We start from the raw sequence: 26,947 nt of genomic DNA, 5'->3' as shown, positions 1-26,947 counted from the left end.
TTCTTACAATAAATTATTCATTAGATTCATAATTTGTTACTTCTTTTATTGTATTATCATCTTTCATAAATACAACTTTAGGTTTATGTTTTTTAGCTTCTTCTTCATCCATTTGACAATACGCTATTATAATAACTTTATCTCCAGGTTGTACAAGTCTTGCAGCAGCTCCATTTAAACAAATAACTCCTGAATCTCTTTTTCCTGGAATTACATATGTTTCAAGTCTTGCTCCATTATTTATATCCACAATTTGAACTTTTTCATTTTCTAATATATTTGCTTGTTCCATTAAGGTTTTATCTATTGTAATACTTCCTACATAATTTAATTCTGCTTGTGTTATTGTTGCTCTGTGTATCTTTCCTTTTAACATTGTAAGTATCATATTTAAATTCCTTCCTTTATGTGCTTTTATATACTCTAAATATTAAATGTAAAATTATCTATTAATCTTGTTTTACCAATATAAACTGCTATTGGTATTAAAGCATTAGTATTTACTATTTCTAGATTCTCTAATGATTCACTGTCCACTATTTCAACATAGTCTATTTTAGCTAAAGGTTCTTTGTTTAATTCATTTATTATAATATCTTTAATTCTTTTAGAATTTCTTTCACCATGATTTAATTCTTCTTTAGCTAATGAAAGACTTCTATTTAATACTAATGCAGCTTTTCTTTCTTCCTTAGAAAGATATACATTTCTAGAGCTTTTAGCTAGTCCATCTTTTTCACGTACTATAGGACATGATACTATTTCTATATCTATATTTAAGTCTCTAACTATTCTCTTTACAACAGCTATTTGTTGAGCATCTTTTTCTCCAAAATAAGCTTTATCTGGAGTAATTATATTAAAAAACTTAGAGAGAACTAAACAAACCCCCTCAAAATGCCCAGGTCTTTTTGCTCCACAAAGTACATTTGTAAGTTTTGAAACAGAAACTGTTGTTGATTTATTATTAAAATACATTTCTTCTTTATTAGGATTAAATACTATACTTGCTCCAGATTTTTTACAAATCTCTAAGTCCTTATCTATATTTCTTGGATAACTTTCATAATCCTCATTAGGACCAAATTGTGTTGGGTTTACAAATACACTGACAACCACCTTATCATTTTCAGATACAGCTTTTTTAATTAAACTTTGATGACCTTCATGAAGAGATCCCATTGTCGGTACATAGCCTATCTTTAAACCATCCTTTTTCCAGTCTTTGATTATACTTCTAAGGTCTTTAATTTCTTTTAATAACATTGCATTTAACCACCTTTAATTAATATAATTTTTCTAATTCAGTTTCATTTATTTTAAAGCTATGTTTATCTTGTGGGAAAGAGCCTTCTTCAACTTCACTAATATAAACTCTTATTGCTTCTCTCATAGTATTTCCTACATTAGCATATTGCTTAACAAATTTAGGAACAAAATCATCAAACATTCCGAGCATATCTTGATAAACTAAAATTTGTCCATCACACTTATTGCCAGCACCTATCCCTATTGTTGGAATAGATATCTCTTTTGTTATAAGTTCTGCTACTTCTTTAGGAATACATTCAAGTACAATTGCAAATGCACCTGCTTTTTCAATCAATTTAGCATCTTCTATAAGTTTTCTTGCAGCACCTTCATTTTTTCCCTGTATCTTAAATCCACCAAAAGCATTAATTGATTGAGGAGTTAATCCTAAATGCCCCATAACTGGAATTTGAGCATCTACGATAGCTTTAATCTGATTTATTACATTTGCCCCTCCTTCAAGTTTAACTGCATTTGCCCCTCCTTCTTTAATCATTCTACCCGCATTTTCAACAGCTTTTTCATTTGAAATATGATAAGATAGAAAGGGCATATCACTTACTATCATTGCCTTTTTAGCACCTTTTTTTACTGCTTTTGTATGGTATATAATTTCATTAACAGTAACAGATAAAGTATCATCTTCACCTTTTATAACCATTCCCAGAGAATCCCCTACTAAAATTCCGTTAACACCACTTTCATCAATAATTTTTGCCATTGAATAATCATATGCAGTAAGCATACTTATTTTTTTGCCTTCATTTTTTAATTTTTGAAAAGTTGATATTGAGTTTTTCATTACTCTATTCCCCCTAAAACTTCATAAATGTCTTTGTGTTTTTTAGAATGACTAAATAAATTGTTTAATGTACTCTCTTCATAAAAATCTACTGAGTTATTTGTAGTAGAATAATCTCTACATTCTTTCAATGAAGTGAGTTTTAATAAATTTAGAGATAGTACTTTATAAATATCTTTATGTTCTTCTTTTATCATTAAGATATGATTTTTTACTGTCATAACATCCCCTCTTACCACAGGCCCTGTTAAAGATTTAACAAAGCCTTTATCAAAAATACTTTGAATATTACCTTTAACAAGAGGGTAAATAGCTTCTAATGCTTCTTTTTCGTTTAATCCTAAATTAATAAAGTATTCAGTACCTATTTCTAACAATGACAAAACCAAATTAGAAACTAAAACGTTTGCTAAGTGGTAAATTGATGAAGTGTCAGATGATCTAATAAAATATTTATTACCTAACTTAGTAAGAAGTTTAATAATTTCTGAATCCTTATTTGTTATTTCTCCTTCCACTGAAAAAAATATATTTCCTAACTCTTTTAAATCTGTATTTTTACTTGAAAATGCGAATATTGGGTGTATGGAATAGGTTAATGCACCAGAACATTTTGCATTAATTAATATATTTGATGATAATGAACCACTCGTGTGGCAAAAAGATTTGTTATTAAGATCAAATTTTGATAGCTGTTTATCTATAGTTGAAATGATGTCATCAGGTGTTGTAATAAATAATATGTCACTTTCTTTAACAAGATCTTCTAAATTATAATAAAGCTTTGATTTAGTAATATTAGCTGCTTCTTGTGTATTTAAAACATTCTTTCCATAAAAGCCAGTTAATTTTATCCCTTTATGAGTAAAGTAGCGCGCTAAAGATACACTTACCTTCCCAGGGCCAATAAATCCTACTCTAATAGTATCACCTCCATAGTGATACAACATCCTAATTTCAATCTCATTCCTATAGATATGAGTTGCTATATATTATTAATTATTAAAAATTTCTGGTGAGGTTCCATAAGATACCACCCAAAATTATTTTAACATCATATTATAAATTTAACAATTAGAATTTTTTATAAAAAAATAGAAATTATAAATTAATTATAATTTCTATTTTATGTCGATATAATCACTTATTTTTTACTAATACGTAGTATTTTCCGTATCTTTTAACTGGTTTTATTACCTCAAAACCATTAATAAATTCTCCAATTTCTTGATCTTTAGCAACTTCTATTAGAATATTATCTTTTTTATTTTTTTTTGTTCTATCTATGATGATCTTCTTTTTAATTGGCATATAATATAATACTCCTATAATATTAATAACTTCTTAAATATTATATTTAAAATATTTCTAAAATGTGCCATATAAACTTTATTATAAAAACATTTTTAATTTTTCTACATTATTTTCTTCAAACTCTTGTAATTGTTTCATTAAATTTAAGATATCTTTTTCAGCATCATTATATTTTCTAATATTTTTTATCGCATCTATAATCCCCATATTACTTCCTAGTATAAGCATTTCAGCAATATGAGATGGTGTCTTATTCGCTAAAGTTTGAATATTAATCATAATGTAAGTTCTTAACTTTTCAACCGTACCTATACCTTTTTCATGATAATCATTAAAATTAAGAAGTTCCTTAGCTTTTATATGTATTTCTTTATAAGTTTTTAATTCTTCATTTAAATGTTCTTTAAAACTTTTATCTTCAACTAACTCTATTAATTTGTTAATTGTATCTACTCCCATTTGTGAATTTTGATATATAAAGTTTAAAAGTTCTGCATTTCCATTCATAATTGTTACACTCCTTTTTAAAATAGTGTGTACAAAATATCTTATAACTATTCTTATTTATTAATCTAAAAAAGAGATTAATAAATAAAATGCTATCCTAAAAAGAAAAGACACCTACATTTCTGTAAGTGCCTCGCATAGCTTTTATTATTGACAAAAGTTTATATCATTTCTTCTACAGAACAAACTCCATCAATATTATGAAGAGATAATATATATTCCATATGATCCCACTTTTTAATAAGTTTCAATGTCATTATTAAACCAATAATTTTTTTATTTTCCTCATCAATTGTTTTTCTTAATTCAATATTTGATATCTTAGTTCCATCTTTTTTAACGGAAGAAATAAAATTAGCTACCCCACTAATATCTTCAAATTTCACATAGATATCCATAGTTTTAGAATGGGTTTGCATATAAGTGTCTAGTTTATGTAGGCCTGTTACTACTCCAAACAAATATATACATGATATAATTGCACCTTCATAAAAGCCTATTCCTATTGCTAACCCCATACAAGCACATGCCCAAAGTCCTGCTGCTGTTGTAAGACCTTTAACTTGATTTTTACCAACAACCATTATAGTTCCTGCACCTAAAAAACCTATTCCACTTATAACTTGAGCTCCCATTCTACTAGCGTCACCTGATAATTTAAGTATATCAGTCATATATTGACTTGTTATCATAATAATAGTTGCTCCAATACATACTAAAATGTGTGTTCTAAATCCAGCAGGTCTATTTTTTCTACCTCTTTCAGCACCAATGATTCCAGCACAAATTGTTGCTAATGTAAGTCTTAAAATAATTGATATAGTATTAATCTCTCTTAAATAGATCATTAATTCATGCATACTGTCACCCACCTTTAGTGATACTTTTAAATGTCTAATTAAACAAACTTAAAATTTCTTCTTCTTTCAATGTACTTATTAATGAACCTACACTTAAATCATCACTTAAAATTTTATCAATAAGTTCTCTTTTAACATCTTGAAGTTCAACTATTTTTTCTTCTATAGTTCCCTGAGATATAAGTTTTATAACTTCAACAGTATTTTGTTGACCTATTCTATGTGCTCTATCTGTAGCTTGATCTTCAACAGCTGGATTCCACCAAGGATCAAAGTGTATTACTATATCAGCACTAGTTAAATTAAGTCCTGTACCACCTGCTTTTAATGATACTAAAAATACTGAATTTTCTCCTTCATTAAATTCCTCTACCATTTTCATTCTATTAATAGATAAAACTGAACCATCTAAGTACGAAAATAAAATATTATTTTGCTTTAAGATGTTAGCTATATTTTTAAGCACAGAGGTGAATTGTGAGAATACCAATATTTTATGTCCTTCACCAATACTTTGATCTAATAATTCTATAAGTGCTTCTATTTTGCCACTTCCTCCTGAGTAATTTTCCATTACTATGGATGGATCTAAACATATTTGTCTTAGTTTTGTTATATAAGATAGTATTTCTATTTTGCTATTTTTAAACTCATCATCTTCTACTTTTTTTGATATTAAGTCTTTAGCATAATCAGAATAAGTTTTATAAACTAATTTTTGTTCGTCACTTAATGGTATTAATAAACGCTTTTCGATTTTATCTGGTAATTCTTTAATTACATTTTTCTTATATCTTCTTAATATAAATGGTTTTACAAGTCTATTAAGTTCTTCCAATATTTCTTTTTCTTCTTCAAGTCTTCTATAATATCTTGTTGTAAATCTCTTCTCATTAAAAAGATATCCTGGCATTATAAAATCAAATATTGACCAAAGCTCCATTAAAGAATTTTCTATTGGAGTACCTGTTAATGCAAATCTTCCATTAGCATTGATGGTTTTTACAGCTTTTGCACTTTGTGAAGAGGGATTTTTAATGTTTTGAGCTTCATCTAAAATACAATAACTAAATTCCATTGTATAAAGATCTAAATCCCTTTTTAAAAGATTATATGTTGTTATTATTACATCATAATCATTATAAGATTTAATTAAACTTTCTCTATCTTCTTTATTTCCATTTACTATACATACTTTTATAGAAGGAGCAAACTTTTTAAACTCATTAAACCAGTTATATATTAATGAAGTTGGTGCTACTATAAGTGAATGTGAATTGGATTTTGATAGTAAAAATGTTATTGCTTGAAGAGTTTTACCAAGTCCCATTTCATCTCCAAGTATTCCACCAAATCCTAAATAATCAAGTGTTCTGAACCAATTATATCCATCCTTTTGATACTCACGCAATGTAGCTTGAACACCATAAGGAGGTTGAAACGCCTTATTTTTAATATTTTTTAGTCTTTCTTTAAGTTCTTTTAATTCATCTCTTCCAGTTATGAACCTCAAATCTTTATCTTCTAAATATTGTTCTAAATAAACAGCTCTATTTTTATTAACCTCAATAAAATTATTATTTAAAGTTTCTTCTAAAAGCAAATTATCTAATAGTGTTAAAGCTTCTTTTAAATTTTGCTCTTCTAAATCCAAAAATTCTCCATTTTCAAGTTTATAATATTTTAAATTATCTCTAAAGCTTCGAAGTATATTTGATGTTTCTTCCTTAGAAATATCCCCTAAAACAAATTCAAAATTAAAATAATCATATTTTCCTTTTCTAATTTCTCCTTTGAAATCTGATTTAGATATATTCTTTATACCCTTAAAACGCTCAGAATAAAATACCTCACCATAATCTTGTAATTTTTCTACTTCATATCTAAAAAATTTAAATATACTATCATCATCTTTTAAAAAAATAAACTTGTTATCTATTTCTTCAAACCCTAGTCTCTTTATTAACCCATAAACTTCTTTTTCTTTTTGGGCATCTCTATATATAACTTTATCTTTAAATTCTTCAAAATGATTAAATTCATGTCCAGCATAAGATACTTTTAAAGTTAAATATACATTTTCCCTTTCCTTATCAAAATAAAATTTGAATGTAACAGGTGCTATTATTACTTTATTTTTGATTGATTTAGATAATATTAATCCATTTGTCAACTGCTGTATTGACGGTATTAATTCTTTTAATATTCTTTTTTCATCACTTTTATTAAATGTAATACCTGAAGTTGCATTAAATACTTTAAGATAAGGACTTAATCTTTCACATTGCTCTACAGATGGTATATAAATTGACGTACCATATAAAAATACATCTTCATTTTGAGTAAGCGCCTGCGGCATACCATTTGGTGCTTCTAATATAATATTATTATTCCTTTCTAAGAGCGAAAATGGAATAGGAATGTCCTCATATAATATTTCCGAATCAATTATTCTACAAAAAAATCCATCTCCAAGATAAATTCTATGGCTTTTTATTATTTCTAAAAAAGGTTTAACCAATATATCTGGAATCGTTAATGTTTTTCCACTAATTAATTTGTCTTGGCTTCTTCTAAAACTGCTTTGTAATCCTTCCATTTCATTAATTCTATATAGAAATTTAATTAATCTTCTATCCTCAAAAGAAAGATTTTGATTTCTTATATTAAAAATAAATTCTTTACCATACTTAATGGGCATTTTGTTATACATATAAGTTAAAAACTGATTTATATCTTTTAAAATATACATTTTATTGCTTTGATTTTTAAGCCCTATCTTAAATTCAGCTTGAAGTTTTGAAGACCAACTATTTCTATTTAATGTTACTTCAAACTTTACTTTTTCCTTATTAGAATCTAACAATAATGCTAAAGTATCCTGACCTTTATTAGTAGGTGAAGAAAATATTTCACCATCTTTATTACTTGTATCTTCTAAAAATATAAACTTTTTCTTTAAATCTTCATCATTATCTATTTTATTTAAAAGATAATAAAACGAAGCAACTAAATGCTTACAACAGTAATTGTCCTTAGAAAATTCTTTTTTTTCAAAGTCTAAGCAACTACAATAAGTACCTATAACTTCTTTTGTCTTACTATCAATTTCTATTTTACATGAATATTCACTAAAAAGACTTTCTGAGATAACAGAAGATACTATATCTATCATATGTTTATCAACATTTACATTAATATCTTTTATCAAGTCATTTTTTAATATGTTTTCCGCTTTTAATCTATTTCTACCACTTATACTCTTATTAAATCCTTCTAGTAAAATTTGTTTTATCAATGATATCACCTACAATAAAATATAATAATTTACAGTACCTAATAAATTTTATAATTTAAACATTTATCAAGTACTGTATACTACTTATTAATTTAGTTATTTACTTCCTTAAACCTAATTACTAAAGAAGTATCTATATATTCTGACTTTGAAAATCCTTTTCTAAAATATCTAACTTGTTTATACTTTTTACCTTGAAGTTCTATATCTAAAACGTCTATTCTATCACCTTTAAATATTGTAGGTTCTTTTTTACCTTTTAAATACATATGTAACTCCATAATTTTATCCTCCTAAATTGTTAAAAGTTTACTTAAATAAATAACTTTAAATTTATTTATTTTTATTTAAGTTATATTCCTCAATAGCTGCTGCTATTTCATTTAAATATTCCCAACGTTCATATTTATGATCTAATTCTTGTTGAATTTTTTCTTTCTCTTTAATTAATTCATTAAGCTTTCCATAATTAGTAGCATTTTTTTCTAGGTCTTTTTCAACATCTTCCATATTTTGTTCAAGATTAGCAATATCATCATCTATAGTTTCAAATTCTTTTTGTTCCTTAAATGTAAACTTTGGTCTATCATCTTTATTTTTAATTCTTTCTTTCCCTTGATTTTTGGAACCATTACTTGATTTATCAGATGTTGTATTTTTATTTAAATCTTCAAGCTTTTCAATTTCTTTTGCAATTAAGAAATCACTATAATTTCCGTTATATTCTTTAATCTTTCCATTCCCTTCATAAGAGAATATTTTATTACAAATTCTATCTAAAAAATATCTATCATGTGATACAACAATTACAACGCCAATAAAATCATCTAAAAATGCTTCTAAAATTTTTAATGTTTCAATATCTAAATCATTAGTGGGCTCATCTAAAATTAAAAAGTTTGGAGATTCCATTAAAACTCTTAAAAGATGAAGTCTTCTTCTTTCTCCACCAGATAATTTTTCAATCGGTGTATATTGCATTGTACTATCAAATAAAAATCTTTCACACATTGAAGATGCTGTTATTTTAGTCCCATCTTCAGTTGGAATGTATTCTCCACCTTCTTTAACATAGTCAATAACTCTTAAACTATGATCCATATTAGAATTATCTTGAGCAAAGCAACCTATTTTAACAGTATCACCTATTTCTATTGTTCCGCTATCTAAAGGTAATACCCCTCTAATTAAATTCACTAATGTAGTTTTACCTGCACCATTCTCTCCAATTATTCCGATTCTGTCATCTCTTAAAAATATATAATTAAAATCTTTAATAATTTCTTTTTCACCAAAAGATTTACATACATCATATAATTCAACTACTTTTTTACCAAGTCTTGTTCCAACAAAAGACATATGCACATCTTCCTGTCTCTCAATATTTTTAGTATTTACAAGTTCGTCAAATCTTTGAAGTCTAGCTTTTTGTTTAGTTGTTCTAGCTTTAGCTCCTCTTCTTACCCACTTTAATTCATTTCTTATTAAAGCTTCTCTTTTTTCTTCTTGAACTTGCTCTGTTTCAAGTCTTTCAACTTTTTTCTCTAAAAAAGCTGTATAGTTTCCTGGATATGAATAAAGGTCTCCTCTATCTAATTCTATTATTCTGTTAGCCACTCTATCCAAAAAATATCTATCATGAGTAATCATTAAAAGAGCGCCTTTTCTTGCATTCAGAAATTCTTCAAGCCACTCTATAGATTTTGCATCTAAATGATTTGTAGGCTCATCTAATATAAGTAATTCACATGGGGTTATTAATGCAGATGCAAGCGCAACCCTCTTTTTTTGTCCACCTGATAAATTATCAATTTTTTCATTATAATTAGATATGCCAAGTTTATTTAAAATACTTTTAGCTTCACTTTCTAAATCCCACAGATTAAGAGAATCAATTTCTCCTTGAAGTTTTATAAGCTTATTATTTAAGTCTTCAAAATCCTCACTATTGCAAGAATTTATTTTTTCTAATAAATCTTCATATTCCATAAGAAGTTTCATTTCTCTTGTGTCGCCTCTAAAAATTTGCTCTAATACAGTAGCTCCACTTTTAAACTCTGGATTTTGTGAAAGATATTCTATTCTTACATTTTTTCCTTTTGTTATATTTCCATCAAAAAATTCATCTTTCCCAGCAACAACTTTTAAAAAGGTTGATTTTCCTGTACCATTAATTCCTATAAGTCCAATTTTATCACCCTCATTAATACCTAATGATATATTATTAAGTAGTATCTTTTCACTATAACTTTTATGTATATTCTCTAATGTAATTATATTCATTAAAATTAAAACTCCTTTATGTATTTCTTCATAATAATAATCTACCTATTATTTTAACACATTTTTAAAATTAGTACCTTATAAAAGAAAAATCGTATATAATTTAACATATTATATATAAATAATCACTACAAAAAATAGAGTATATGCTTCTTTTATAATGAGCATTTACTCTATTTTTAAGTTTACAGTTATTTAATTCTTATTTTTGTATTAATTTTAATTTTCTCTGTCTGCTATAGTAAAATAAAATTTCTTTCCACCCTCAATATATTTTAATAAATAAATATATCGTTTTAAAACAGAAGCTACAACATTCGTTCTATAATCTCCTTTTTGATTTGTTTTAAGTATTTGTAACTCCCCCATATATCTCATATAATTTTCATTGTCTATTGTAATATCTCCACATTTTTTATCTACAGTATTAAACGCTTTTATTTTCTCATCTTTAATAATTAATCTACTTTCACTGGCTCTTATAGCATCTCGTGCCTCATCTATTCTTTGAGTATACGTTTCTTTTAATAATCTAAAAGTTATATCACTATAATCTTTTAGTTTTATTAAAAGTTCTATCGCATCTGGTTTTAATGATGATAAATCTTTTAGTTCCTTTTCACTTGGAAGAGAATCTCCTATAAATACGCATTGATTGCCTAATGCAAATAAATGATTTGCAGCCTCTCTTACATCCATACTTCTGTGATCTTCTAATGTTGGTAATCCATCTTTTAATGGTCCTCTTTTTTTATTATTTGATTGTACAAAAGCAGAAACTTTAATTCCCCTTTGATTTAAAATAGCATTTTTCTCTTTCATGCATTTTTCTGAAATTCCTGTACCTACTCTTGGATAAAAATTATGTAGGGCATCTATATTATTGTAATTAGGTGAATATTTATCTAGTTTTTTTAAAAATTCTTCAGTTGTTGTTGATGCATTTAACTGAATTTTAATTCCATAAATATTTTTACTCATTTTAGCTATTTCTTCTTCTGTATACCCAAAATCTATTCTTATAGTCTTAACCCCTATATTACTTAAACCTTTTAAATCCATATTATCTAATCCTAAAAATTTAAAAGTATTAGGAGAAATATCACTTATTATATCCATATTGTATTCTTTAGCTATTTTAAAAAACTCCTTGATCTCTGACTTTAATATATCATAATTAGCTTCTGGTATATGAAGTGAAGTAAATATTCTTGTAAACTTAAGCTTATATGCTTCTTTTAATAACTTTATATTTTCCTCTCTTGTATTATCTAAACCAAAATAAACTGAAAAACCATAACACATAAAAAACATCATCCTTTAAATTATTAATATATATTATTAATATATATTATTAATAAGACCCAAACGGGTCTTTTTAATTTTTTATTCTACTGGATCTTGAAAACCTAATATATTAGTAAATAAATATCCACTTATATATGATGCTAACACACCTATTAAAAATACTACCATTTTACAATTTGCGATTAGTAACGCTAAAGGTAATCCTGATACACCTAAAGCAACTGCTCCTACCTTTAATATTGCCATTACCGCTCCACCTACTGCCGCTCCAAGGCAAGCTCCAAGAAAAGGTTTTCCAAGAGGCAGTGTTACTCCATATATTAACGGTTCTCCTATTCCTAAAAATCCTGGTACTAATCCATTTTTACAAACTTTCTTTAATCTTTCATTTTTAGTTTTTCTTAATACTGCTATAGTTGCGCCTACTTGTGCCATTCCCGCTGTTGCTAATATAGGAAGTAATACAGTATATCCAACATTAGTTATTAAATCTGCATGTATTGGTGTTAATGCTTGATGCATTCCTGTCATAACTAGTGGTAAAAATAAACCTCCTGATACAGCTCCTGATACAACTGATATTATCATATTGTCTGATGCTATTGTTTGTGCTACTACTACTCCTATACTATCTGAAATAAATCCTCCTATTGGTTGAAGTATAAATAATGCTGCTAAAGCTGAAAGTGTAAGTGTAACTAATGGTGTGATAAATAAATCTAATACCTCTGGCACAAATTTCCTACAAACCTTTTCAATAAAACAAGCTAAAACTACTACTAATATTACTGAAATAATTCCTCCACGTCCTGGAGTTAATTCTTTTCCAAAAAGAGTTATTTTTGCAAGTGTTGCTGATGAAAGAATTCCACCTAATACACCACCAAGCATAGGCATTTGTGAGCCAAATTCTTTTGCTGCATTTACACCAACTAAAACTGATAAAATAGAGAATACTCCATTACCTATAAGTCCTATTATTTGACTTGATATTGTTGTTTTATATATATCTCCCCAATATACCCCTGCTATATTATTAACTGCTAATACTAGTCCACAAGCTACAAATAACGGTATAAGTGGAATAAATATATTTCCTAATTTTTTAAGTATATTTTTAAATTTAGTATCATTTTTTTCTTGTAATCTAGCCTTAGTTTCTGATACTGCTTCTTCTCCTATAACTATATTTATATCTACTATTTTATTTACTTCTTCAGTTACTTTATTTACTTTTCCTGGACCATAAATAACCTGTAATTGCCCTTCAGCTTTAACTACTCCTATAGCTGCTTCAGATTTTTTAATTTCCTCTATTTTAACCTTTGAAAAATCATTTAATTCTAATCTACAACGAGTCATACAATTAGTAACAGATTTTATATTATTTTTTCCACCTACTAACTCTACTAAATTTTGAGCAATTTCTTTATTTGTCATAATGTTCCCCTCCATACATTTTTCAAATTTTCTTTAGTGCTTCAGCTATATATCCTTTATTATCAGCTAATTTAATTTTTGCCTCTTCTTTATTAAGTTTTGACAATATCATAAATATTGATAACTTAACATCAAAGTCTGTTTCATTTAATATCTTTGTTGCTTCTTCCATAGTTATTCCTGTTGCTTCACAAACTATTCCTTTAGCTCTTTCAACTAATTTTTCATTTGTTGATTTTAAATCTACCATGAGATTTCCATATACTTTACCTAGTTTTATCATAACTCCTGTTGATATCATATTTAAGACTAATTTTTGAGCTGTTCCTGATTTCAATCTAGTTGAACCTGTTATAGCTTCTGGTCCAACTACTGGTGCTATTGATATTTTGGCTTCCTTTGCAACTTCTGAATTAGCATTGCAAGTAACTGAAATTGTTAATGCCCCTATTTTATTTGCATATTCTATCCCTCCTATAACATATGGAGTTCTTCCTGATGCTGCAAGTCCTACTATTGTATCATTCTCTGTTATATTCTTATTTTTTAAATCTTCTACTGCTAATTCTTTTGAATCTTCTGCACCTTCCTTTGCTCTAAATATAGCTTCTTTCCCGCCAGCTATAATAGCTTGTACTAATTCTTCTGAAACTCCATATGTAGGTGGACATTCTGATGCATCTAAGATTCCAAGTCTTCCTGATGTTCCTGCACCTATATAAATTAAACGTCCTCCTTTATGCATTTTTTGAACTATAAAATCTATGGCTTCTGCTATTTGAGGAAGTTCTTTCTGCACAGCTTCTGCTACTTTCTTATCTTCATTATTTATTTTTTTTACCATTTCTAAGGTTGATACTTTATCTATATCCTTAGTATGTTCATTTCTACTTTCAGTTATTAAATTTTTCAATTTTAATTTATTCATATCTTTCTCCTCCATATCAACTTTTCTTTTGATTACGTTTTCATTCCATGTATTAATATTAACATTCATGAAATAATATTTCAATATTAATTTTAAAAAATTAAATTTTATTTCAATAGTCGTTTTTATTTTATATGGAATAGTAGTTAAATATTTATAGATTTAAAATTCTATAAAAACTTATATTCTCAAGTTAATAACTTATTTTATTTAATTTAAATATTTAAACAAAATTAAAGACTTATAATCAGTTAATTATAAGTCTTTAATTTATATTAATTTTTATAATTCATTTAACTTTAATAAGATACTTTCTTATTCCTCTGAATTTTCTTCATTTTGAAGTACACTGTTTTTTCTTCCATAAATAAAGTATACTAAAAGGCCTATAATAAGCCAAACTGAAAAACCTATCCAAGTTTTTAATTTTAATCTACTTAATAAAGCTATACAACATATTATAGATATTATTGGAGTAAATGGTACTCCAGGAGTTCTAAATATTCTTTTAAAATTCGGCATAGTTTTTCTAAGCACTATAACAGCAGCAGATACTACTGTAAAACCTAATAATGTTCCTATACTTAAAAATTCTACAATAAAATCTAGTGGTAAGAATCCAGCTATAATTGCTGCTATACTTCCTGTTATTATAGTTGATAGGTATGGCGTTTTATGTGTAGGATGTACTTTTGAAAATAAATTTGGTAAAAGTCCATCTCTTGACATAACCATAAATATTCTAACTTGACCATAAAGCATAACCATTAAAGTAGAAATCATTCCAAGAACTGCTCCTGTTCCTACTAATGCTGCACCCCAATTTATACCTACACTTGCTAAAGCACCTGGTACTGCATTTTCTGATATTATTTCTTTATATGGAATCATTCCTGTAAGTACGAACGCAACTGAAACATAAAGTATTGTAACTACTACTAAGCAGATTATAAGTCCTAATGGGATATCTCTATTAGGATTTTCAGCTTCTTCTGCAGCTGTTGATATTGCATCAAAACCTATATAAGAGAAAAATATAGTAGCTGTTGCAGCAAAAATACCTTTAACTCCAAGTGGAACAAAAGGAGTATAGTTAGAGAAATTTATATGAGATACTCCAAGAAGCACAAATATAATAATTATAGCTATTTTTATTCCTACAATTATATTATTAATTTTTGCACTTTCTTTCATACCATAATATAAAATAAAAGTTATTAATACTATTATTAATATAGCTGGTAAATCTACTATTCCACCTTTACTTGGAGATGCAGTAAATTCTATTGGCAGTGTTATCCCTATAGATTTTAATATTCCAACAAATGTGCCTGACCATCCTGATGCAATGGCACTACAAGCAACTAAGTATTCTGCTGTTAGGCACCATCCAATTATCATTGCAACTATTTCACCAAATACTATATACGCATAAGAATATGTACTTCCTGCAACTGGAAACATAGTTGAAAGTTCACAATAACATAATCCACAAAGACAAGCTACTATACCTGCTATAATAAATGAAATTATTACCGCTGGTCCTGCTAAATGTGCACCTTCCCCTGTAGCAACAAATATTCCTACACCTACTACAGCACCAATACCAAATGCCGCAATATCTTTAGCTCTAAGATTCTTTTTAAGACCAGTCTTATGTATACCTTCCAGTATTTGATTTACTGATTTTTTCTTGAAAATGTTCATATTATTCCTCCTGTTTGTTTAATCTATTCGTCAAAAATCTTGTTTTAACACACTTTTTTTAATTATATGAGTATATTTCCCGATTAATTATCAAAATATAACAAATTAATAAATATTTTAATAATATGTTTTTACTCCGTTAAACTGAGTAAGTTGTCCTTGGTTTAACGCAACTCAATTGTTATTGCTTAAAAAAACCTTAATATTATTGCAATATTATAAAATAAACAAAAAAATATGTTATTATTAATATAATTCGTTACTTTTAGTGCAAACTTTAATTAATTTGATAAAAAATTATAAATTTATATATAAAAATAAAAAAAGGCGGTATGAAACATAATGTTAACTAACAAAAGGAAAAATACAATATATGAAAAAGTGCAAAAAGCAATAATAAAAACATTAAAAATTATATTTTTGCTACTTATTCTTATATGTATTGGATTTACATTATTATATTATTTTCATAAAGATGATAATATAAAATTAAATTATACAGAAATGAAACGTTATATAAATTCAGCTGATAATGTGAGTAAAGGGAAATTACAAGTTAATTGGAAATATCTAGTCGCAATTGACTATGTTAGATATGATAAAAATATTTCAAAGACAACTGATCAAGATGTGATAAAATTAGGACAAACATTCTTAGAAAAAGATAGTAAAGGAAATAAATATAAACTCATAAGTTTAGAAAATATGCTCAAGAACTTATCATTTACTGATTCTCAAAAAAAGCAAACTTATAAATATCTAGAACAATTGAAATCTATAGGATTAGTACCTAATAATTTAAACAAGGATTCATCTTCTAGAAAGTTTATTGATGAACTTTCCCCAAAAGCTATTGAATTGTATAATAAGTATGGAATTCTTCCGTCAATTACAATATCCCAAGCAATTTTAGAATCCAATTGGGGAAAATCAGATCTTAGTATTGAAGCAAATAATTTATTTGGAATAAAAGCTGATAGTAGTTGGAAAGGAAAAAGTATAACTATGACTACATCCGAATATTATGACTCCGTTATAAAAGATACTTTTAGAAGCTATCAAAATAAAACAGACTCTTTAGATGATTATGGTAAATTTATTTTAAATAATAAACGTTATAAAGAACATGGTGTTTTTAACTCTTCTCAGTATATAGAACAAGCTGAGTCAATTAAGAATGCAGGATACAGTACAAAGCAAGATAAAAACGGAAATAATATATATGCTGATTTATTAACTGATATAATAAGAGAAAATGATTTACAACTTATTGATAGTAATGTGCAAAGTCAAAAATAAAACTTTACTATATCTAAATCTAAAAGCTAATAATACTATTGATATTATTAGCTTTTAGATTTTAGCTTATAGTATTAAACTATCATTAATATTTTAATACTATAATTAAGATATTATTTTTGATTATGTAGTCCAATTCCAGTTATTATTAATACTGACCAATCGGTTTCTGAGTTTTCAATCCACTTACATTCAATATCAAGAAATTTAAGCCAAGCGTTAAGTCCATGACTTTTTTTACTAACATTAGGCGATTTTCTTCCATGTTTTTCTTTTATAAATTCTAATAATTCTATTTGTTCATTCTTACCTAAATTTTCATCTAATAATTCCCTTATTTTTTCACAACATTCATTATAAGCTATTGAATCTTCTGAATATAATTCATCTGCATATACTTGTCTTTCCTTATTTAAAAGATCTGAAATTTCATTAATTTCGTCTACATTTGATAAATAATGTTTAACTCTTCTTAGTGCCTCAATATCAGCATCTAGTTTATTTATTGTTTTTTCTAGTTTTTCAAATTTCATTTGCTCTTCTCACTTTTCCTATTTTATTTAGTAATTACATCTTATTAAGATACTTTATTATAACATTAATTTTTAAACCTTCAAATTAAATAATACTATTTATTATATAGATGAGTCATAATTGATTTTCTATTACTATAAAATTTTCATATAACATATAATAGTTTTGAAATTAAAAATTTTTAATAATTTCTATTCATTGTTTAAAGAATATACCTGTGATAAAATTTTTATATTAACACAGATTACTAATTAAAGGAGTGATAAGAATGAATGAAATATTACAAAATATTTTAACTAGAAGAAGCGTTAGGAAGTTTAAAGATCAACAAATAACAGATGTTGAAATAGATCAAATACTACAAGCTGGCATATATGCTCCAAGTGGAATGAACTTACAAAGCTGGCAGTTTACCGTAGTCCAAAATAAAGATAAAATTGAAAATTTAGCTAAAGTAGTTAGGACTGCTTTAAATAAAGATGAAAATTATAACTTTTATAATCCACCTACTCTTATAATGCTATCTAATGATAAAGATAATACTAATGGTTTAGCTGATTGTTCATGTGCATTAGAGAACATTTTTTTAATGGCTAATGCTCTTGGAATAGGTTCATGCTGGATTAATCAATTAAAATCAATATGTGATGAAAAAGAAGTTAGAGAAGTGTTAAATGAATTTGGTATTCCAAAAAATCATATTGTCTGGGGAATGGCTTCTCTTGGTTATCCTGTTGATAAAATAAAAGCTAATCCTAGAAAAGAAGGAATTGTTAAATTTGTAAAATAAAATAGATTTACTTAAACAGTGACCTTCTTAAAATGTCTAAAAAAGAATAGCTTAAAAATATCTCTATCAACCTATTAATATTAACTATGTTTCAAAGTAGTGTTATACTTTAATATAAAACGTCTATCCATTAATTGAAGTCAAACTTCAGCTAGGAGATAGACGTTTATTTGTTTAAAGTATCATTATTCTATTAAATTATCTTTTTTTAATAAGTTAAATAATGTTGGATTAAATTTAAACTCATTTATTAAATTCTTAACCTGATCTAAAGATTGTTCTCTTTTATCCTTAGATATTTTAGCTTTTGATGCTCTAATTAATATATTTTTAGGTGAATGTGCTATGTCTATAAATTCTAGAAGTTGCGTTTTATATCCCACACATTCTAAAAGATTTGCACGAACTGAATCAGTCATAAGTGCTGCTATTCTTTCTTGAACTATTCCATAATTTGTTAATATGGATAACTTTTCAGATTTCATTTGACTATTAAATTCATGTTGACAACAAGGAACTGAAAAAATCATTTTAGTGTTCCACTTTATTGCATTATATAAAGCATAATCTGTTGCTGTATCACATGCATGTAATGTAATTACCATGTCAACTTTATTATTATATTTGAATCCATTTATATCCCCTAGTTCAAAATGTAAGTTTTCATAATTATATCTTTTAGCTATTTCATTACATTTTCTAATGACATCTGATTTAAGATCTAAACCTATCATTTTTACATTAATTTTTTTAATTTCTACAAAATAATAATATAATACAAATGTTAAATATGATTTTCCACATCCAAAATCTAATATAGTCAGTTCTTTATATTCATTTTTTTTGATTTCATCATCTATAATCTCTACAAATCTATTAATCTGTTTATACTTATCATATTTTGAATTAATAACCTTACCTTCTTTACTGAAGACACCTAAATCAATAAGAGGTTGAATTAGCATACCCTCTTTAAGAATATAATTTTTTTCTTTATTATGGTTTTTATTAACAAGCTTTGCATTATCACTCTTCTTTTTACCTAAATGAACTTTACCTTTTTTAGATATTTTGAGCTCAAAAGTATATGTATCTGACCATGCTGAAACTTGTTTATAATTAGAACCTACATAGTCTAAAAGTTTATTTTCAAACATATTTATATCAATATTTTCATGAAATACTTGTTTATCAGTATACTTCTCTATTTGGTAATATTCTTTCTTACTATTTTCCTTTAATGTAAATGTTATTTTATTATATTCAACACCTTTATTAAATTTATTGCTAATTACTAGCTTTATTATCTTTTGCTCTGCAATTTCATTAATTGATTTTTTTAACTCTTCCATTTCTTCACACCTTATCATTTATTTTAAAAGCTAATTTATATAATAGTTAACACCAAAATTGCTTTTTGAAATTTATATAAATTTAGTTCACTGTATATAAGAAGTTTATATTATAAATTTTAAATAAACTAAAAATTTATTATCTGAATCTAAAAAACATGTTTATATACAATAACAATATTATATATTGTTAAGTAATTAATTCAAACTTTTTTTACAAGAATTTATAGATAATATCCTTTATTTTATAATATTAATTCTAAAATTCTTATTATCTTTAATATATAGTCTCTACTTTCAAAACACATATTCAATGTTTGTTTGGATAAACTATATGTACATATAGTTTTAAATGGTGGTGATGAAGATAATGATAAAAAAATTAAATATTTTTATAATATGCTTTTTAGTTATTTTCAATATATCTGTTATATCAAATGCAGATGATAATAAAAATTATCTTACAGAAATGAAACAAGATGTTTTAACTCTTATGTTAGCTTATCCAGAAGATATAGTAGGAGTAGAAAAGAAGGATAATGATAAAGTATATATAATTATGAAATCTGGTAAGAAAATCTTATATGATGATAAATTAAATAAAACCCACGAACAAAAATTAGAAAATCCAGATCTTCAAGATATGTTAGAACAATATTATCCTCTTGAAAAAAATACTCATGTTATGGAAAAAACTTTTGATCCAGGAAGAGCTAGAAATTATGAACTTTTGGGTGAGATTTATGGAAGCTCTAGAAAGTCTATAGAAGAAAATTTAACTCGTCTAAAATATGGATATACTAATTATCAATTTAATAAAAAAAATAATGCTAATGCATCTTTAGAAGAGGTATTTAAAGAACTTATACCACTTTCGAAAAGTAGAGGTGATGTAGCCGCAATACTCTATCCTGCCAGTGGAACCTATAATTATAGAGTTATTGCTGGTACTGGAAGGTTAAGTCCACATTCTTATGGTATCGCAATTGATTTAAAGAGTGATAGAAAAGATTATTGGAAATGGTGTTCTCAAGAAGAAGGTTCAAAAAGAGTCTCAGAATATCCTAAAGAATTAGTAAATGCATTTGAAAAAAATAATTTTGTTTGGGGTGGTAAATGGGGACATTTTGATATTTTACATTTTGAATATAGACCAGAAATAATATTAAAAGCTAGATATTTTACCAATTCAAATAATGATAGTAAGTGGTATGAAGGTGCTCCTATTCAAGAGGAATCCACTAAAAATTATATTGATATTATTGAAAAAGCATTAAATTAAAAATAATATTCGTTTAGAAAGAGGTAGTAATTATGTGGTTATTTAAATTAAAAAGAGCCTCAGTAATAACTATACGTATTGTTATACTTATAATAATATGTTTATGTACTAATACTTACAGTTGTAAAAAAGTTTCAGCCTATACAATTAGTGATGATGAAATTAAAAATTATGTAGAAAATGTTTTTAAAATTAAAAGTAAAGCAATATTAACACAAGATTTAGAATGTCTAAAAAATATATATAATACTGATGGAAAATTGGGTCAATGGGCTTATGAGTATGAAGAAAGAAAAATAAAGTATATAAATAATTGGGCTGAAAAACAAGGTGTTAAATTCATAAATATAATACCTAAAACTAAAATTACAAAGTCTAGAGTTGGTGAAAACATATCATCTTTTAACATACTTTGTAGTACAGAGTATAAATATATTTATCCAGATCAACCTGATTTAATTAATACTTCAAAAATAGGAACATATCACTGCTTACAAGTAATTAATAAAAATGATGAATTGAAAATAATAAAAGAATGGTATACAGACCCTTTTGCAGATTCTTTAAACTTAGAAAATATTAAAGTAGATGATATAAAAGAATTTATCAGATTACAACCTAGTAGGGACTTTTCGAATATTAGTGAACGAAGAAAAAATGCATTAGAATATGCTGAAAATTTCTGTGGTTTATCAAACAATGAAGAAAATGAATTTAAATATAATAAAAAATATAAAAATTTTAATTGTGAAGGAGGCGATTGTGCAAATTTTGCTTCACAAATATTACATGAAGGTGGAAAATTTAAAAAAAATTCTGCTTGGAATTATGAAAAAGGTAGTGCTACAGGATCATGGGTAAATGCAGATAAATTTACTCACTATATTTTGAATAGTGGAAGGGCTTCTGTTATAGCAAGAGGAAGTTATGAGAAAGTATATAAATTATCTTATAAACTTCTTCCAGGTGATATTGTAGCTTATGAGAAAAAAGGAGATATAACACATATTTCTGTTGTTACCGGAGCTGATTCAAAAGGATATACTTTAGTCACTTGTCATAATACTGATAGAAATAACGTTCCTTGGGATTTAGGATGGAGTAATAAAAAAATTAAATTTTGGTTAATAAGAGTACATTATTAGTTATAATTTTTTATAAAAATGAAATCATTAAAATATTTACATTAATATTTTAATGATTTCATTATTATTTTTTCCTAAATTAAGTTAACAAATTAAATCTTTCATATGAAATTGTTTATGTTTTAATTTATTTTGAATATAAAGTCACTGCCCCAAAACTATTATATATTATGTCTTAAGCAAAGCAATAAATTTTGTGGCAGATCATTTATAATATAATTTATATTATACTTTTAAATTTCATCTACAGCTAAAATGCTTAAAGTAGCATTTGTTATACTAAGACCTGCTGCAACTCCTACAAATGAATTTGAAGAAACTTGAACAGTATAAGTGAATTTTCCTGGATTAGAATTCCCCTCATAGAATTGAAATGCAAATGTTTCTGCTTCTAATATTTCTGCTATTGATGAAAATACCCAAGAGCCTCCAACTGTTTGTTCTGATCCATTTTCTACATACTTTTTAACAGTAAACACTAAGTTAACATTAAGTTCTGCTGTCATATTTATTTGTGAAGTAAAAGTTAAAAGTACTGAAGGATCTTTTAGCTTTGAAGTATCTATAGTAACACTTGCTACTGGTAAATCTTTTATTAATGGTGTTGTTAATACTGGTAATGGACCTACTCCACCAGTATTAGCGCTTAAAACAATATTATTTTCTTTTGCTCTACATCTTCTTTCATTAGAAGGTGATTCATTCATAATTTCCTGTAAACATCTTTCAAAGTCTCTTTCTTTTTGATTTCTTCCACAACATAAAGAGCTCAAATTTGTTCATCCTCCTTTTTATCTTTTGCTTTATTTAAATAAATATATTTTTTTAATCTAATCTTGATCTACTGCCAAGACGCTTAAAGTAGCATTGCTTATAGTTAATCCTGCTGCAACTCCTATAAATGAATTTGAAGAAATTTGAACAGTATAAGTGAATTTCCCTGGATTAGCAGCTATATCATAGAATTGGAATGCAAATGTTTCTGCTTCAAATACTTCTGCTATTGATGAAAATACCCAAGAACCTCCAACTGTTTGTTCTGATCCATTTTCTACATACTTTTTAACAGTAAACACTAAATTAACATTAAGTTCTGCTGTCATATTTATTTGTGAAGTAAAAGTTAAAAGTACTGAAGGATCGCTCAACTTTGAAGTATCTATAGTAACGCTTGTTACTGGTAAATCCTTTATTAATTGTGTTGTTAACACTGGTAATGGACCTACCCCACCTGTATTAGCTTTTAAAATTGCTTTTCCCATTAATGTTTTCCTCCTTTTTATCATTTGTGTCATTATAATATATTCTAATAAAATCTATATTGTTACAATACAGATTTACAGCTTTAGTATATTTTGATAAAGTAAAAAAAGATAACTTCTATTTTTATAGAAGTTATCTTTTTATTTAAATAAAACTATTTTAGTCTAATTGATAACATATTTTGTTTATTACAAGTGAAGGATCATTAACAAGATTAATTTTAATTCCTATTCTATTTTTATCACTACTATCTAGTATTTTTATAGTTGGTCTTAATGGGAGATTTGGTGTATTTTCCTCTACTATTGCTGTATCATCATTACTAAGAGTAACTAGTGTCCCTTTGGTAAATGGAACTACTATTTTACAAAAAATATTCACCATATCATAATCAAATATGATTCCAGCATTAGACATTAAATACTCTAAAACATCACTTGGAACCATAGCTCTTCTATTAGGACTATCCGTTGATAAGTAATCATATGTATTTGCAATGCTTACAATTTTACTTAAAGTATTTAATTTATCACCTGATAAGTTATCAGGATACCCTTTTCCATCTACTCTTTCATGATGTTGAAGTACTATCATTTTACTATTTGCACTTAAATTATAAGAATCAGATAAATATCTATAACCTAAATTACTATGTTTTTTTATAACCTCAATTTCTTCTAATGTAAATTTATCATTTTTATTTAAAATTTCTTTTGGAATAAATGATTTTCCAATATCATGCAATAAGGCCCCCATACAAAGCGCTTTTAATTTACTTTTAGGAAGTTTTAACTTTATTCCAAGAATAAGTGATATTATAGCAACATTTACTGAATGAGCATAAATATAATTATCCATACTTCTTATATCTACTAAAGATAAAGTTACTTCTTTATTATTTAATATTTCATCAATTAAATCTTCTGTCATATTGCCGATATTTTCATAATACTTTTCCTCTTTTTTGGAATACTTATCCGCAACTGTAAATTTATTTATATCTGAAAAAGCTTTTTTTATAGTTATAATTGCTTTTTGTCTTAATTCTGGTTTAATAATATCTTCGATTTCATCTGAACTGTATTCATCAATTATATATAATGATAAGATATTAAGTTCTCTTATTTTTGAAATAACTCTTTCCCCTAACATTACCCCTGATTTTAATAAAACTCTACCTTCTAGATCATATAATGTTTTTCCTAGCATTGTATTTGGTCTTACACATTCAATTGGAACTAATCTCATATTTTTCTATCTCCTAAAATTATTAATTTTTATCCAATAGTTAGCATTCATAACGTTTTTACATGATTTTTATTTCTACAATTTATAGATTCTCCTTAGTTAAAATATTAAATTATGTTTAATATTTTAACACTTGCTTATCTTATAGAAAATTTAAATAATATATAATTTTTAAATTATAATTCTATTATAACAAAAACTTGCATTAATTTGAAATATTATGTCATAAAATAAATATATGTGTTATAAATTTTGTTATATTTTATTTTATTGTGTGATTTTTTTGTTATTTCTTTTTTGTGCTTTTTTGTGTGTTTATTTTTAAGGTATGCTACACTAACGTTTATTGTTTTTATTGATAATCTATAAAAATATACAATATATCAAATATACTAATTGTTATATTAATAATTTATTTAATTTTTTCTTATATATTTTATATTTTTTTATATTAATTGGTATTAATTTATCTTAAAAACATATACTTTTTTACAAATTAATGTTATAATATTTTAAAATTATCAACAGGAAAATAAAGTATTTTTTGTATTGATATAACAATCAAAACTTGAGGTAATTAAAATGAATTAAATTATAGAATTCTAATTTGCTATAATTTTTATTTTATAAATTTAATATAAAAACTAATTAGGGGGCTATTTTATGAAAAAAAGAATATTATCACTTATTTTATCAGCACTACTATCTGCTACTTTTCTTGTTGGATGTGGTGGACAAACTTCAAATTCTCAAAGTTCAACTGGTAACAAAACATTTATTTTTGCGCAAGGGGCAGATCCTAGGGGCCTTGATCCTGCTTTTGTTGATGATGGTGAATCTGCTAAAGTTATATGTAATATTTATGAAGGATTAGTTAAATACGGAGATAATAATACAAATATTGAACCTTGTTTAGCAGAAAGTTGGGATATCAGTGATGATGGTACTCAATATACCTTTCATCTAAGGAAAGGTGTCAAATTTCATGATCAAACTGACTTCAATGCTGATTCTGTAGTTAAATCAGTAACTCGTCAATTACCTCCAAATAGAACCGACGATATGCCATATGCATCATTTACATTTGCAGGAGTTAATAAAGTTGAAGCACTAGATGAAAATACTGTTAAATTCACACTTAATGAACCTAATACTCCATTCTTATCAAATCTTGCTATGGCACTTGCTGCACCGATTGTAAGTCCTAAAGCACTTGAAGATAATAATGGTAATTTAAATCAAAATCCTGTTGGCACAGGTCCTTTCAAATTTGTTTCTTGGGAAAAGGGTGAAAAAGTTACACTTGAAAGAAATAATGATTACTGGGGAGATAAAGCAAAGTTAGATAAGGTAGTAATAAAAATAACAAAAGAAAATTCAGTGAGAGCCAGTGAACTTATGACTGGTTCAATAGATGCTATGGATGGGTTAGATCCAAATGATGTTACTAAATTACAAGAAAAAAATTTAAATATAATTAATGAACCTGGCATGAATATAAATTATATGGCATTCAATTGTGAAAGAGCACCTTTTAATAATGCTAAATTAAGAGAAGCTTTATCATATGCTATTAATCGCAATGAATTAGTTGAGCATCTTTACCAAGGATATGCAGACGTTGCAAAAACTCAACTTCCAAGTTTCATACCTGGATTTAAAAATATAGATGCATATGAATATAATCCTGATAAAGCTGTTACTATGCTTAAAGAATTAGGACAAGAAAATCTTAATATAAAAATGATTACTTATTCAAACCCAAGACCATATAATTCAGTTGGTGGACAAAAGCTTGCTGAAGCAATTCAAAATTATTTAAGTAAAGTTGGTATTAATGCTACTATTGACGTATATCAATGGACTGAATATAAAAGTAAAACTCAGCAAGGTGAGGGTGATATAGTATTTTATGGCTGGAATGGTGATAACGGTGATGCTGATAACTTTATGTCATTACTTGATAGTAAAGAAATTGCTGGTAGTTTAAATGTTGCTAGATATTCAAATCCTAAAGTTGATGAATTTTTATTAAAAGCTAAGAAAACTCCAAATGGTGATCAACGAAATTCTATTTATGGTGAACTTCAAGATTTACTTGCTAAAGATGCTCCATGGGTTCCTATTTCTTATGCAAAACAAATGGCTGCTTCTTCTTCAAAAATAAAAAATTTTAGTATTCATCCAACAGGTACTGTATTCTTCAAAAACGTAGATAAACAATAAAATTTTAACAATATTTCTAAGGGTTCCACATAAAATAGGAACCCTATAAT

General features: G+C 26.2%; 24 protein-coding genes. 5 read left to right on the top strand and 19 right to left on the bottom strand.

Annotation, left to right across the window (positions count from 1 at the left end):
• Positions 1–13: 13 nt before the first annotated feature.
• The 14 genes from panD to ACYUET_RS03870 form a co-directional block, all read right to left on the bottom strand.
• The gene (panD, locus tag ACYUET_RS03935) at positions 14–388 is read right to left on the bottom strand and encodes an aspartate 1-decarboxylase (protein WP_460277938.1); all 375 of its coding nucleotides are present in this window, start codon (positions 386–388) and stop codon (positions 14–16) included.
• A gap of 35 nt (positions 389–423) precedes the next feature.
• Complete coding sequence (panC, locus tag ACYUET_RS03930; RefSeq protein WP_460277937.1) at positions 424–1,266, bottom strand: pantoate--beta-alanine ligase; 843 nt, start codon at positions 1,264–1,266, stop codon at positions 424–426.
• 19 nt (positions 1,267–1,285) lie between these two features.
• Positions 1,286–2,113 carry a 3-methyl-2-oxobutanoate hydroxymethyltransferase gene (gene panB / locus ACYUET_RS03925; protein WP_460277936.1) on the bottom strand — a complete coding sequence of 276 codons (828 nt, stop codon included), beginning with the start codon at positions 2,111–2,113 and terminating at the stop codon, positions 1,286–1,288.
• Entirely contained in the window at positions 2,113–3,063 is a 951-nt protein-coding gene (locus tag ACYUET_RS03920; RefSeq protein ID WP_460277935.1) for a Rossmann-like and DUF2520 domain-containing protein, read from the bottom strand. The genes panB and ACYUET_RS03920 overlap by 1 nt, the downstream gene beginning before the upstream one ends.
• Positions 3,064–3,253: 190 nt before the next feature.
• The gene (locus tag ACYUET_RS03915) at positions 3,254–3,424 is read right to left on the bottom strand and encodes a hypothetical protein (RefSeq protein ID WP_460277934.1); all 171 of its coding nucleotides are present in this window, start codon (positions 3,422–3,424) and stop codon (positions 3,254–3,256) included.
• Between the two features lie 81 nt (positions 3,425–3,505).
• The gene (locus ACYUET_RS03910) at positions 3,506–3,934 is read right to left on the bottom strand and encodes a hypothetical protein (RefSeq protein WP_460277933.1); all 429 of its coding nucleotides are present in this window, start codon (positions 3,932–3,934) and stop codon (positions 3,506–3,508) included.
• Between the two features lie 161 nt (positions 3,935–4,095).
• Complete coding sequence (locus tag ACYUET_RS03905; protein ID WP_460277932.1) at positions 4,096–4,794, bottom strand: MgtC/SapB family protein; 699 nt, start codon at positions 4,792–4,794, stop codon at positions 4,096–4,098.
• A 34-nt stretch (positions 4,795–4,828) separates the two neighbouring features.
• Positions 4,829–8,092, bottom strand: a complete 3,264-nt coding sequence (locus ACYUET_RS03900) for a DEAD/DEAH box helicase (protein ID WP_460277931.1) — start codon at positions 8,090–8,092, stop codon at positions 4,829–4,831.
• Positions 8,093–8,184: 92 nt separating this feature from the next.
• Positions 8,185–8,373 carry a hypothetical protein gene (locus ACYUET_RS03895; protein ID WP_460277930.1) on the bottom strand — a complete coding sequence of 63 codons (189 nt, stop codon included), beginning with the start codon at positions 8,371–8,373 and terminating at the stop codon, positions 8,185–8,187.
• A 52-nt stretch (positions 8,374–8,425) separates the two neighbouring features.
• Entirely contained in the window at positions 8,426–10,375 is a 1,950-nt protein-coding gene (locus tag ACYUET_RS03890; protein ID WP_460277929.1) for an ABC-F family ATP-binding cassette domain-containing protein, read from the bottom strand.
• A 219-nt stretch (positions 10,376–10,594) separates the two neighbouring features.
• Entirely contained in the window at positions 10,595–11,680 is a 1,086-nt protein-coding gene (locus ACYUET_RS03885; protein ID WP_460277928.1) for a DUF871 domain-containing protein, read from the bottom strand.
• Positions 11,681–11,761: 81 nt separating this feature from the next.
• On the bottom strand, positions 11,762–13,123 hold the full coding sequence (locus ACYUET_RS03880; protein WP_460277927.1) for a PTS transporter subunit EIIC: 1,362 nt from the start codon (positions 13,121–13,123) through the stop codon (positions 11,762–11,764).
• 22 nt (positions 13,124–13,145) lie between these two features.
• Positions 13,146–14,051 carry an N-acetylmuramic acid 6-phosphate etherase gene (gene murQ, locus ACYUET_RS03875; protein ID WP_460277926.1) on the bottom strand — a complete coding sequence of 302 codons (906 nt, stop codon included), beginning with the start codon at positions 14,049–14,051 and terminating at the stop codon, positions 13,146–13,148.
• A 315-nt stretch (positions 14,052–14,366) separates the two neighbouring features.
• Complete coding sequence (locus tag ACYUET_RS03870) at positions 14,367–15,758, bottom strand: amino acid permease (protein ID WP_460277925.1); 1,392 nt, start codon at positions 15,756–15,758, stop codon at positions 14,367–14,369.
• A gap of 342 nt (positions 15,759–16,100) precedes the next feature.
• On the opposite strand from ACYUET_RS03870, the gene ACYUET_RS03865 reads away from it, so the two are divergent.
• A complete protein-coding gene (locus ACYUET_RS03865; protein WP_460277924.1) occupies positions 16,101–17,057 on the top strand; it encodes a glycoside hydrolase family 73 protein in 957 nt (318 codons plus the stop codon).
• Between the two features lie 113 nt (positions 17,058–17,170).
• Here the strand turns inward: ACYUET_RS03865 and ACYUET_RS03860 are convergent, their stop codons facing one another.
• Positions 17,171–17,590, bottom strand: coding sequence for a hypothetical protein (locus ACYUET_RS03860; RefSeq protein WP_460277923.1), 420 nt, complete (start codon positions 17,588–17,590; stop codon positions 17,171–17,173).
• A 269-nt stretch (positions 17,591–17,859) separates the two neighbouring features.
• Between ACYUET_RS03860 and ACYUET_RS03855 the strand changes: the two genes are divergently transcribed.
• A complete protein-coding gene (locus tag ACYUET_RS03855; protein ID WP_460277922.1) occupies positions 17,860–18,381 on the top strand; it encodes a nitroreductase family protein in 522 nt (173 codons plus the stop codon).
• Between the two features lie 185 nt (positions 18,382–18,566).
• On the opposite strand, the gene ACYUET_RS03850 is transcribed toward ACYUET_RS03855, so the two are convergent.
• Positions 18,567–19,733, bottom strand: coding sequence for a class I SAM-dependent methyltransferase (locus ACYUET_RS03850; protein ID WP_460277921.1), 1,167 nt, complete (start codon positions 19,731–19,733; stop codon positions 18,567–18,569).
• A gap of 370 nt (positions 19,734–20,103) precedes the next feature.
• On the opposite strand from ACYUET_RS03850, the gene ACYUET_RS03845 reads away from it, so the two are divergent.
• Positions 20,104–21,015: a M15 family metallopeptidase gene (locus tag ACYUET_RS03845; RefSeq protein ID WP_460277920.1), complete on the top strand. Its 912-nt coding sequence runs from the start codon at positions 20,104–20,106 to the stop codon at positions 21,013–21,015.
• 32 nt (positions 21,016–21,047) lie between these two features.
• Positions 21,048–22,160, top strand: coding sequence for an amidase domain-containing protein (locus ACYUET_RS03840; RefSeq protein ID WP_460277919.1), 1,113 nt, complete (start codon positions 21,048–21,050; stop codon positions 22,158–22,160).
• Between the two features lie 233 nt (positions 22,161–22,393).
• Here the strand turns inward: ACYUET_RS03840 and ACYUET_RS03835 are convergent, their stop codons facing one another.
• The 3 genes from ACYUET_RS03835 to ACYUET_RS03825 all read right to left on the bottom strand — a co-directional run bounded on the left by ACYUET_RS03835 (position 22,394) and on the right by ACYUET_RS03825 (position 24,671).
• A complete protein-coding gene (locus ACYUET_RS03835; protein ID WP_460277918.1) occupies positions 22,394–22,933 on the bottom strand; it encodes a DUF4489 domain-containing protein in 540 nt (179 codons plus the stop codon).
• A 57-nt stretch (positions 22,934–22,990) separates the two neighbouring features.
• A complete protein-coding gene (locus ACYUET_RS03830) occupies positions 22,991–23,422 on the bottom strand; it encodes a DUF4489 domain-containing protein (protein ID WP_460277917.1) in 432 nt (143 codons plus the stop codon).
• Positions 23,423–23,582: 160 nt separating this feature from the next.
• Entirely contained in the window at positions 23,583–24,671 is a 1,089-nt protein-coding gene (locus tag ACYUET_RS03825; protein WP_460277916.1) for an HD-GYP domain-containing protein, read from the bottom strand.
• 663 nt (positions 24,672–25,334) lie between these two features.
• Between ACYUET_RS03825 and ACYUET_RS03820 the strand changes: the two genes are divergently transcribed.
• The gene (locus ACYUET_RS03820) at positions 25,335–26,897 is read left to right on the top strand and encodes an ABC transporter substrate-binding protein (RefSeq protein ID WP_460277915.1); all 1,563 of its coding nucleotides are present in this window, start codon (positions 25,335–25,337) and stop codon (positions 26,895–26,897) included.
• Positions 26,898–26,947 lie beyond the last annotated feature (50 nt).

It is taken from the genome of Clostridium sp. CTA-5, assembly GCF_054768135.1.
Note: the sequence above shows the minus strand (reverse complement) of the source record. Positions and strands in the feature narration are given on the sequence as shown.